This window comes from Sporosarcina sp. USHLN248 (assembly GCF_037144575.1).
Classification (GTDB): Bacteria; Bacillota; Bacilli; order Bacillales_A; family Planococcaceae; genus Sporosarcina; species Sporosarcina contaminans.
This window is the reverse complement of record NZ_JBBCZC010000071.1, coordinates 1-9,885: the sequence shown is the minus strand read 5'-3', so window position 1 is coordinate 9,885 and position 9,885 is coordinate 1. Positions and strand designations below refer to the sequence as shown.

10 protein-coding genes are annotated in these 9,885 nt (G+C 43.9%); 4 read left to right on the top strand and 6 right to left on the bottom strand.

The annotated features are described in order from the left end of the window. Positions 1–219 precede the first annotated feature (219 nt). The 6 genes from WFH04_RS17565 to WFH04_RS17540 all read right to left on the bottom strand — a co-directional run bounded on the left by WFH04_RS17565 (position 220) and on the right by WFH04_RS17540 (position 4,543). Positions 220–852, bottom strand: coding sequence for a response regulator transcription factor (locus tag WFH04_RS17565; protein WP_336825533.1), 633 nt, complete (start codon positions 850–852; stop codon positions 220–222). Beyond that, positions 827–1,876, bottom strand: a complete 1,050-nt coding sequence (locus WFH04_RS17560) for a sensor histidine kinase (protein ID WP_336825532.1) — start codon at positions 1,874–1,876, stop codon at positions 827–829. The genes WFH04_RS17565 and WFH04_RS17560 overlap by 26 nt, the downstream gene beginning before the upstream one ends. Continuing rightward, positions 1,873–2,574, bottom strand: a complete 702-nt coding sequence (gene liaF / locus WFH04_RS17555; protein ID WP_336825531.1) for a cell wall-active antibiotics response protein LiaF — start codon at positions 2,572–2,574, stop codon at positions 1,873–1,875. Before liaF ends, WFH04_RS17560 begins: the two co-directional genes overlap by 4 nt. A 481-nt stretch (positions 2,575–3,055) precedes the next feature. Then, positions 3,056–3,694, bottom strand: coding sequence for a PspA/IM30 family protein (locus WFH04_RS17550; protein WP_336825529.1), 639 nt, complete (start codon positions 3,692–3,694; stop codon positions 3,056–3,058). Positions 3,695–3,707: 13 nt separating this feature from the next. After that, positions 3,708–4,055, bottom strand: a complete 348-nt coding sequence (locus WFH04_RS17545) for a lmo0954 family membrane protein (protein ID WP_336825527.1) — start codon at positions 4,053–4,055, stop codon at positions 3,708–3,710. Positions 4,056–4,234: 179 nt separating this feature from the next. Beyond that, the gene (locus WFH04_RS17540; RefSeq protein WP_336825525.1) at positions 4,235–4,543 is read right to left on the bottom strand and encodes a hypothetical protein; all 309 of its coding nucleotides are present in this window, start codon (positions 4,541–4,543) and stop codon (positions 4,235–4,237) included. A 153-nt stretch (positions 4,544–4,696) separates the two neighbouring features. On the opposite strand from WFH04_RS17540, the gene WFH04_RS17535 reads away from it, so the two are divergent. From WFH04_RS17535 to WFH04_RS17520, 4 genes are all read left to right on the top strand, one after another. After that, entirely contained in the window at positions 4,697–5,845 is a 1,149-nt protein-coding gene (locus tag WFH04_RS17535; RefSeq protein ID WP_336825524.1) for a thiolase family protein, read from the top strand. A gap of 17 nt (positions 5,846–5,862) precedes the next feature. Beyond that, the gene (locus tag WFH04_RS17530; RefSeq protein ID WP_336825522.1) at positions 5,863–6,633 is read left to right on the top strand and encodes a 3-hydroxyacyl-CoA dehydrogenase; all 771 of its coding nucleotides are present in this window, start codon (positions 5,863–5,865) and stop codon (positions 6,631–6,633) included. A 13-nt stretch (positions 6,634–6,646) separates the two neighbouring features. Continuing rightward, positions 6,647–7,807: an acyl-CoA dehydrogenase family protein gene (locus WFH04_RS17525; protein ID WP_336825520.1), complete on the top strand. Its 1,161-nt coding sequence runs from the start codon at positions 6,647–6,649 to the stop codon at positions 7,805–7,807. A gap of 120 nt (positions 7,808–7,927) precedes the next feature. After that, positions 7,928–9,550, top strand: a complete 1,623-nt coding sequence (locus WFH04_RS17520; protein ID WP_336825518.1) for a long-chain fatty acid--CoA ligase — start codon at positions 7,928–7,930, stop codon at positions 9,548–9,550. Positions 9,551–9,885: the final 335 nt, after the last annotated feature.

Below are 9,885 nucleotides of genomic sequence, written 5' to 3'. Positions count from 1 at the left end.
GCCTGGAACGGAAAGCGACGGTTGTCAGGGGTTCCCCATTTATTCTCCAACCAGAAAGGGACTATCACAGAAAATCAGTTTTCACTGACTTTCTGGACAGCCCCTTTTTTCTTATGCACTAATGTGGAAGGGGAATGCACCGATGTTTGGTGATTATGCAGCAATGTTCAGCAATTACGCTGCAATTATGACCAAGGAACTATAAAGAAAGCAGCCCTTTCATTGCACTAATTTGTTCTGAAATGCGTAAATGACGGCTTGCGTCCGATCTTGCACTTCTAATTTTGACAATAGGTTGCTTACATGGGTTTTGACTGTTTTTAAAGCGATGAACAGCTCGTCGGCGATTTCCTGATTTGATTTCCCTTGTGCTAATAAAAGCAAGATCTCCAACTCGCGATCGGTCAATTCCTCATGAGGCTGCCGGTCATTGCCTGAACGCATTTTTTGCATCATTTTGCTCGTCACTTCAGGCTCCAAAACCGTTTTGCCGCTCAAAGTTTCCCGGATGGCTTCAGCGATCCTTTTGGCATTTGATGTTTTTAATATGTAGCTGATCGCACCTGCTTCCAAGGCTGGATATACTTTATCATCGTCTAAGAAGCTTGTAATAACCATAATTTTCGCTTCGGGCCACTGTTTAATAATTTCTGCAGTAGCTTCGGCGCCGTTCATTTCCGGCATGACCATATCCATTAATATGATGTCGGGTTTTAATTCCAACGCTTTTTGAACAGCTTCACGGCCGTTCGTCGCTTCTCCAACTACTTCCATATCCTGTTGCGTGCTTAAATAGGCAGATACGCCAATTCGCACCATTTCATGATCATCCGCCAACAATATCCGAATCATCGACTTCCTCTCCTTTCTTAGCAGGCAATTTTACTTCAACGATCGTTCCTTGTGAGGGGACGGAAACAATTTTGCAAGTGCCGCCAATTTCAATTGCGCGTTCCTTCACATTTTGCAATCCGTATGAGCCGCCTTTGCTGTCACCATCTTTAAAGCCGACGCCGTTGTCTTGTATGCGTAAAATGGCCAATCCATCGCGTTCGACAAATAATATTTCAACTTCTGTCGCTTGCGCATGTCGCAATGTATTCGACAAGGTCTCTTGTGCAATGCGGAAAAGATGGTCTTCTGCTCCTTTTGACAAAGTCACATCTTCCAAACGGAACCGGATATTGAAGTTGACTTTCTCTTTTAATTCGATTAAAAGCTCTTCCAATCCATCGGTTAGTGATTTGTTGTTCAAAGCTGCTGGCCGCAAGTGAAGGAGCAAAGCCCGCATTTCAAGCTGCGCCTGCTGTACCATCCTTTCTACTTGAAGCAATGGCCGGTAATTTTGCTCCGATTCATCACTTTGTTCCGTAATGGCTGACAACAGCATTGAAGCTGCAAATAGCTGCTGCGAAACAGAATCATGCAACTCCCTTGCAAGTCGTTGCCGTTCTTGTACGAGCCGTTCTTGAATAAGCTTATCTTGTGCTTCTGCCCTTTCATCTGTAATCCTCTGTAAACTCTTTCTTTGAGTGATGAGCACATTTGAGACGTTTTCTAGCGTTCGGTCGATTCTCGGAGAAAGCGTCTTATTTGTTTGTAAAACTTGCTCGGTCTCAATCAAACTCGTAAGCTGTTTTTCAAAAGCATTCTCTTTTGAACGGCCAATTGCACCCATCCAAAAAGCGATGATCCAACCTAATAAGAAAGAGGTTACGACAATCCATATGCCAAGAGGGACGTTCGCATACTCAATTTGATAAAAAACGGTATAGCTTTCTTTTAGCGGCAAATCTAATAAAAGATAAAAATAAACAGCTGTAATGCTTATGAAAAGGATAGATAAAGAGATGCCGCGTCCAAATAATGCTTTCATTTCCGCGTCACCTCAATATCTCCAATCCAAGTCGATAGGGAAATAATTAACTCTGCACCGTCATAATTCGGGTGGTCATAGCCATCTTTGTAATGAAGTGTTTCATTGATCATTCGCTTCGGGCTTATATCAAAAATTTTTGCCTCTCCTAAAAGTGTTGTGTAATGGATGCGCACTGGAATTTCATAAGGCAAGTCTATTTTTATTCGCCCGAAACCTTGACGTATGGCAATAAGAGAAGTGCCTTTCGGCAATACGGTTTCAGTCGCATCAACGGAAATATCTCCGAAAAATCCTTGTATGTGAATGTCTTCCCATTCATAGGAAGAAAACGGTGATGTTTGGACGGAAAACAATTTATTTTTCCATATGCCATTCGGTGTTGGCGCTTGGAAATCCTTTAATGGCCGCATAATCGTTTCAGCAGGAATGCCTTTCCACATATTGATTAGCAGATAGACAAGACCAGCGAATATGAGCAGGCGAAGGCTCCATAGTGTAATAAGTGCCATAAATACAAAAAAGAGTCCTGTAAACGTCATCCATTTGGAGCGTTTTTTAAAACCGTAATAAGTGAGTCCGGCACCTAAAAGGAGGAAAATGATATTGCCGTTCGCTAAAAAAACGGATTCGAAAAAAATGATCAACAAAAAAGCGATCAGCCAAAAGGTTATTTTATTTGTATTTGACTGTTTCATTTAAAATCCCCCTTCTTGATGTCGGAATGAGCGTAAGGTGATAGGTCACAATTGGATGCTGATGGTGTACCGTTAAAAAGTATTCTGCGCCGGAAAAATTGTGTGGTGCACTGAGAAACTCATGTTCTACGACAATAAAACAGTTTGTCGCTCCAATAAATCTAGTATTACGATAGAAAAACATATGTAGCGTCAAAGCATTTTCTACGCAAAGCTGCATGTAGCGCCAGTAAAATGAGCTTTGCGCCAGTAAAAGCATTTTCTGCGCCAATAAAGCCACATTTCGCGCCAGAAAAGCTACATATTACGCCAATAAAATCGCGTCCTACGCCAGAAGAACATCATGCCACGTCAATAAAACCTTGTTTTATGCCAGTAAACATGCGGTCCGTGCTTGGATACAGAGATAATACGTCTGTTTAGTCACGGATCGCATGTAAGGGTATCTAACTATGCATCATAATATGGGCCTGATTCGATTTTACACTACTTCGTCTTGTTTTGCGGCATTTTTCTCAAGTGCTTCTAAACGAAGTTCCATTGAAGAACTTTCGTATTCTTTTGTAGTCTCACCGCCTAAGTTTTCGATATACGTTTTCATTTCTTCCGTGCCAGCCATTGGCTTGTCTCCACGCTCTGGGGAAATGAATTTATCCATCCGGCGATGGGCTCGCGTAACGTTCTCTTTGCCCATTAATTGCAGCTGTCGCACTTTCATGTCTTTCACTTTATGCTTCATCTCTTCAAATTTCCGTTCTAACACAATTAGTTCGTTCGTAGTTTCAGTAATGCTTTTGGTGATTTCCATGCTTCTGCGTTCGTAAGCGTCAACTTCATCTTGTGCGAAAGCAGATAGATCTTCTTCTCCCGCATTTTTTGCAATTTCAAGCTGCTTTCTGCGTTTATCAGCCATAGCATCGGCTTCTGCCAATTCTTTTTGAAGTTCTTCTTTCAGTTTAATTTGACGCTCAAGCAGTTTGCCTACAGAAGAAGTCTGTTTTTCCGCTTCGCGAATGTATTGATTCAACATTGCGATAGGGTTTTTGTTTTCTTTATTGTCAAGAACTGTGTGTAAATCTGCTTGAATTGTGTACTTTAATCGATTCCAAAGTGAGTTCATATTGAATTCCTCCTTATTTTGTCAATTCATCCCATTGGCGTTCAAAGTTAACGAATGGATCGTCAGATTGAGTAATGATTTTTTCACTTTCTGTGTCATTCCATTTGCGCCATACATAGTAAACACCCAACAATGCAATAATGCCGATGAATGCTGGAATGTTCGTAACTGCCGTCAATAATCCGATGACGAGGACAGTGCCCCAGAACAGTTTAAGAAACGTTGAATCGCTCTTTCTGTAATAATGTAAACCTGCAAATGCAATTAAGGCGGAAATGGCAAGACCGATCATCGATCCAATATTCGTAAGAACAACGATCGCTGCCACTATGCCGATAATTGCGAGACCAAATTTCTTCATATTGTTGTTCCTCCCTTCAATGTATCTATAGCATACGTTGTTTTCTTTTATCTCCAAACGGGCGGAGAACGGATTTTACACTAAGACTTGAGACGTATGTCTATATTTTTGGGGGAGTAGACGAGAGATCGGGTGGCCTGCATATTCTTTCAATCGGTTATGGCTGTGGATTAAGCGGTTTACAGGTTAACAAGCGTTTCTCCTGCATGATCCATCGGTAACGTTGATGGTTCAAGCGGTTCAAGTGTGAAATCGAGTGCATGCGAGGTAAAATCGGGCGGTTGGCCCATTATACCAATCGGTTGAAGCAATCGATCAATCATGCCGCCTGCATAATCGATCGATGGTGCCTCCATATCGGGTGCAGGTCGGTTACTACCGACGGTTGTTTGATCGTTCCAAATATACAAGATCAGTAGCTTAGATACATTGATCGTTCCATGTGCATAATCGAGCGAAAGCGTCGCCGCAGCGAGCTGTGCATACAAATAATTCTAATTACGTTAAACATCAATTATCTCGATTCTTGTTCGCTAAATATAGCACTTTCGCACTCAATGATTAGTAGATTTTGATAGCGCTTTCATGTAAAATGACAATATATAAGAAATGTCATTTAATTCAGAGAATAGGGTGAGGGTATGAGAGAAGTTGTTATAGTGGAAGGGGTTCGGTCGGCTGTTTGCAGAAGAAAGGGCAGTTTTTCTTTATATCGGCCGGATGAATTGGCTGCAGTTGTCATAGATGAATTGGTGAAGCGGGCGGGAATAGAAAAGGGTAAAGTGGAGGATGTCATTTTAGGCTGTGTAACGCAATCGGGTGAGCAGGGCGGCAATATTGCGCGGACAGCTGCTTTAATTGCGGGTTTTCCGATCCATGTGCCGGGTGTAACGATTGACCGGCAATGCGGTTCGAGTCAGCAAGCTGTCCATTTTGCTGCACAGGCAATTTTGTCAGGTGATATGGATATCATCATTGCTGGTGGGGTTGAAAGTATGACAAGGGCGCCTATGTTTTCGAATATCGGCGATGCAAAGCCAAGCAGCAAGTTGACTGAGCAATATGAAATTATTAATCAAGGACTTTCTGCGGAACGTATTGCAAAACAATGGGGGTTTAGCAGGGAAGAGTTGGACAACTATGCATATGAAAGTCATCAGAGGGCGATCCGGGCCATCGAAGAAGGCAAGTTTGCAGAGGAAATCGTTCCTGTACAAGTTGTCCGTGAAGATGGCGAGGTAAAAGTCATTGCAACAGATGAAGGTCCACGCCCTGATTCGACACCGGAAGCACTTGCTGGATTGCGGACAGTGTTCGATGAAAATGGCGTCATTACAGCTGGCAATGCAAGCCAGATGAGTGACGGAGCTTCTGCAGTATTGCTCATGTCTCGAGAAAAAGCGGATGAGTTAGGTGCAAGGCCGATCGCCCGCATTGTTGCGCGCTCTGTAGTCGGTTCGGATCCGACATTAATGCTGACTGGTCCGATTGAAGCGACTCGAAAGGTTTTAGTGAAGGCGGGGCTGACAATTGAAGATATGGATACATATGAGGTCAATGAAGCATTTGCGCCTGTCCCGCTCGCATGGCTGAAAGAAACGAACGCAGATCCTGAAAAACTGAATCCGAACGGGGGAGCTATTGCATTAGGCCATCCGCTCGGCGCAACAGGCACGAAGTTGCTTGTATCGATGATCAATGAATTGCAAAGAACGGGCGGTCGATATGGTTTGCTTGCCATTTGCGAAGGAATGGGAATGGCGAACGCGACAATTGTTGAACGTTTATGAAAAATGGGGGCTATGAGATGGAAATCAATGAAGTGATCGCAATTGTAACGGGTGGAGCTTCCGGTCTTGGAGAAGCGACAGTAAGACGCATTGTTGCCAACGGCGGAAAAGCAGCCATATTTGATATGAATGAAGAGAGAGGCGCTGTGTTGTTGTCTGAATTGGGTGATGAACATGCTTACTTTCTGAAAACAGACGTTGCGAACGCTGAGGAAGTGGAGCGGAATGTGAAAAAGGTAGTAGATAAGTGGGATTCAGTCAATGCACTCGTCAACTGTGCGGGCATAGCTACGCCGGGGAAAGTCGTATCGAAGGGTGGTCCAATGGCGCTTGAGCGATTTGAGCAAGTGATTCGTGTAAATTTGACGGGCACATTCAATGTCATTCGAGTAGCAGGCGCTGCGATGCAAAAAAATGAGCCGAATTCGGACGGCGAGCGTGGGGTTATTGTCAACACAGCTTCGGTAGCTGCTTTCGAGGGACAAATCGGGCAAGCGGCTTACAGTGCATCGAAAGGGGGAGTTGTCGGAATGACGTTGCCGATTGCGCGGGAATTTGCGCCATATGGCATCCGTGTGATGACAATTGCACCCGGGCTTGTTGAAACGCCATTGTTCGGAGGTCTGCCTGAGCAGGCAAGGGCATCTTTGGAGGCGTTGACATTATTCCCGAATCGGCTCGGAAGGCCGGAAGAATATGCGAAATTGGTCGAAAGCATCGTAACGAATCCATTATTGAATGGCGAAGTAATCCGATTGGATGGCGCAATTCGGATGCAGCCGAAATAAGGGGGATTAGAAAATGGCTCGCTATCGATATGAAACGGATGAGCATGAATTATTTCGCAGCACACTAAAGAAATTTTTGGCGAAAGAAGCGATCCCTCATTATGAGGAATGGGAGAAAAAAAGGCTCGTTCCGGTTGAGTTTTGGAGGAAGTTGGGGGAAATGGGCTTTCTCTGTCCGCAAGTCGAAGAAAAGTATGGGGGACTTGGCTTGGATTTTAGTTATGGCGTCATTATCGGGGAAGAGATGGAGCGGGTCGGCGCGGGGTTGACAGGCGTTGGTTTGCATAATGACATCGTCGTTCCTTATATTGAGGCGTATGGAACAGAAGAGCAAAAGGAAAAATGGTTGCCTGGGTGCATTACAGCAGATTTCATCACAGCTGTAGCAATGACGGAGCCTGGTACAGGGTCGGATTTGGCCAATATCCAAACGACTGCGTTGAAAGATGGCGATTATTATATTGTGAACGGGCAAAAGACGTTCATTACAAATGGTGTGAACGGAAATTTGTTTTTAGTTGCTGTCAAGACAGACCCGAAAGCACAGCCGAAGCATAAGGGCGTCAGCTTGCTCATCATAGAGGAAGGGACCACGGGTTTTACAAAAGGAAGAAAGTTGGACAAGGTCGGCATGCATTCGCAAGATACTGCAGAGCTGTATTTTGAGGATTGCAGAGTTCCAGTAGAGAATTTAATAGGGGAGGAAGGAAAAGGCTTCCGTTATTTAATGGAGAAGCTTCAGCAAGAGAGGTTGGTCGTTGCGATTGCAGCCCAAACTGCAGCGGAAGATATGCTTGAATTGACGATCGATTATGTGAAGTCACGAAAAGCATTTGGAAAGCCAATCGCAACATTTCAAAATACACAGTTTAAAATTGCCGAGATGGCAACGAAAATTGAATTAGGGAAAACTTTTCTGGAATCGCTGATTGAGGACCATTTAGCAGGCAAAGATGTCGTTACGAAAGTGTCTATGGCGAAGTATTGGATTACTGAGACGGCGCGGGATATTTCTATGGAATGTATGCAGTTGCATGGCGGCTATGGTTATATGGAAGAGTATAAGATTGCAAGAAGATATCGAGATATTCCCGTTTCATCCATCTACGCTGGAACGAATGAGATTATGAAGGTGATCATTGCCAAAAATTTAGGGCTGAATGATGGGGAATAAATGGCTATGGCCATGCATAACTTGGAATGGTCTGACAGGGAGAAGGCCTGCGTTGCTGGCAATTAGTGAGTGGTTGTACATGCTTTACAAAATATAGGAATCAAAAGGGGAGCGGTTAATATGATGCAAACACCATTGTTACTATCTTCTTTCATTAAAAGGGCTGAGCAATTTTTTCCGGATAAACTGATTATCTCAAGGACTGGCCCAGATACGATTCACCGTATTCCGTACCGTGATTTTGCGAAGCGGACACGGAAACTGTCAAATGCTTTAACAAAGTTGGGAATGACAAAGGGGATGAAAGTCGGTACGTTCGGCTGGAACCATCACCGCCATCTTGAGGCGTATTTCGGCGTGCCGAGCACAGGGGCAGTGCTTCATATGGTGAATATCCGCCTATCTCCGGAGCATATTGCTTATGTCATTAATCATGCGGAAGATAAAATCTTACTCGTGGATGATAATTTATTTCCGCATCTTGAAAAGCTTGCTCCACTTTTGAAGACTGTGAAGCATTATATCATTATGGGAGATAGCAAGGAAATTCCCGAAACGTCGTTGGAAAATGTCTATTCTTATGAAGCGTTGTTAGAGGAAGCTTCCGATCAATTCGAGTACCCGGAAGATTTGGATGAAAACGAGCCAGCGGGAATGTGCTATACATCTGCAACGACCGGCAATCCGAAAGGTGTCGTATATAGCCATCGCGGCATCGTCCTGCACAGTTATGCATTAGGGCTCGCGGATGCGATGGGCATGAAGGAATCTGATGTTGTCATGCCAGTTGTGCCGATGTTCCACGTAAATGCTTGGGGTATGCCATTTGCAGCGGTCTTTTTCGGCTCAACACAAGTATTGCCTGGACCAGGTTTCACTCCGCAGCTACTGTTGGATTTAATTGAAAAAGAGAAAGTGACGATTACAGCGGGTGTACCGACAATTTGGCTTGCTGTATTGAAGGAACAAGATGAGAATCCGAGGGACCTTTCTTCATTACGGGCAATCGTCTGTGGTGGTTCGGCTTCGCCAAAAGGGTTGATCCGAGCGTTTGAGGAAAGGCATGGCGTGCCGTTTATCGTTGGTTATGGAATGACTGAAACTTCTCCGCTCGTCAGTCTATCCGTCTTCACGTCAGGCATGGAAGAATTGACGATGGATGAAAAGGTAGACATCCGTGCATTACAAGGGCTTATTATGCCTGGCCTTGAAGTCCGAGTTGTCAATGAAAACGGAGAAGTTCCATGGGACGGCAAAACGATGGGTGAATTGACAATCCGTGGACCGTGGATTGCAAGCGAATATTATAAGGATGAACGAACTGCTGAAGCGTTTAAAGATGGTTGGCTCTATACGGGGGATATTGCGGTCATGACAGAGTTTGGTTATTTGAAATTGACCGACCGCACGAAAGATTTAATTAAGAGCGGAGGAGAATGGATTTCATCTGTAGACCTTGAAAATGCTTTAATGACGCATGAAGATGTGTTTGAAGCGGCGGTCATCGCAGTGCCACATGAAAAATGGTCTGAACGACCGCTTGCCTGTGTCGTGCTGAAAGAAGGGAAAGTAGCGGATGACGCTAAAAAGGAAGAGCTGCTCAACTACTTGGAAGGTCAATTTGTAAAATGGTGGGTGCCGGATCAAGTCGTATTTGTTGATGAAATTCCAAAAACATCTGTCGGCAAGTTTTTGAAAGCTGCGCTTCGTGAACAGATGAAAGGGCAGGAATTAGGGATTTGATTCATTTCAGCTTATTTCAAAATACCTTGTAAATGGAACCAGAGAAGAAACGGTTAGTTGTTTCTTCTCTGGTTTTGCAATATGGTCACCTAAGAGATATTTTGTTGACATACAATTAGATTGCTTGTGGGTATGAGTAAGGAAGAACAGCTTAATGTGAAGGATATTTCATGCAATTAATATAAAGTTTAGTGATAGAAAGCTTTCCGTTTTTAAACGGAGAGCTCAGACTGTAGACAAACACCAGGAATTTTTGGTGTTTGCCTACAGTCTTTTTTCTTTTAAAATAGAAGTAATACTAGAAAAGTTGATTTCCACTGCGGTCGGACGCTTTC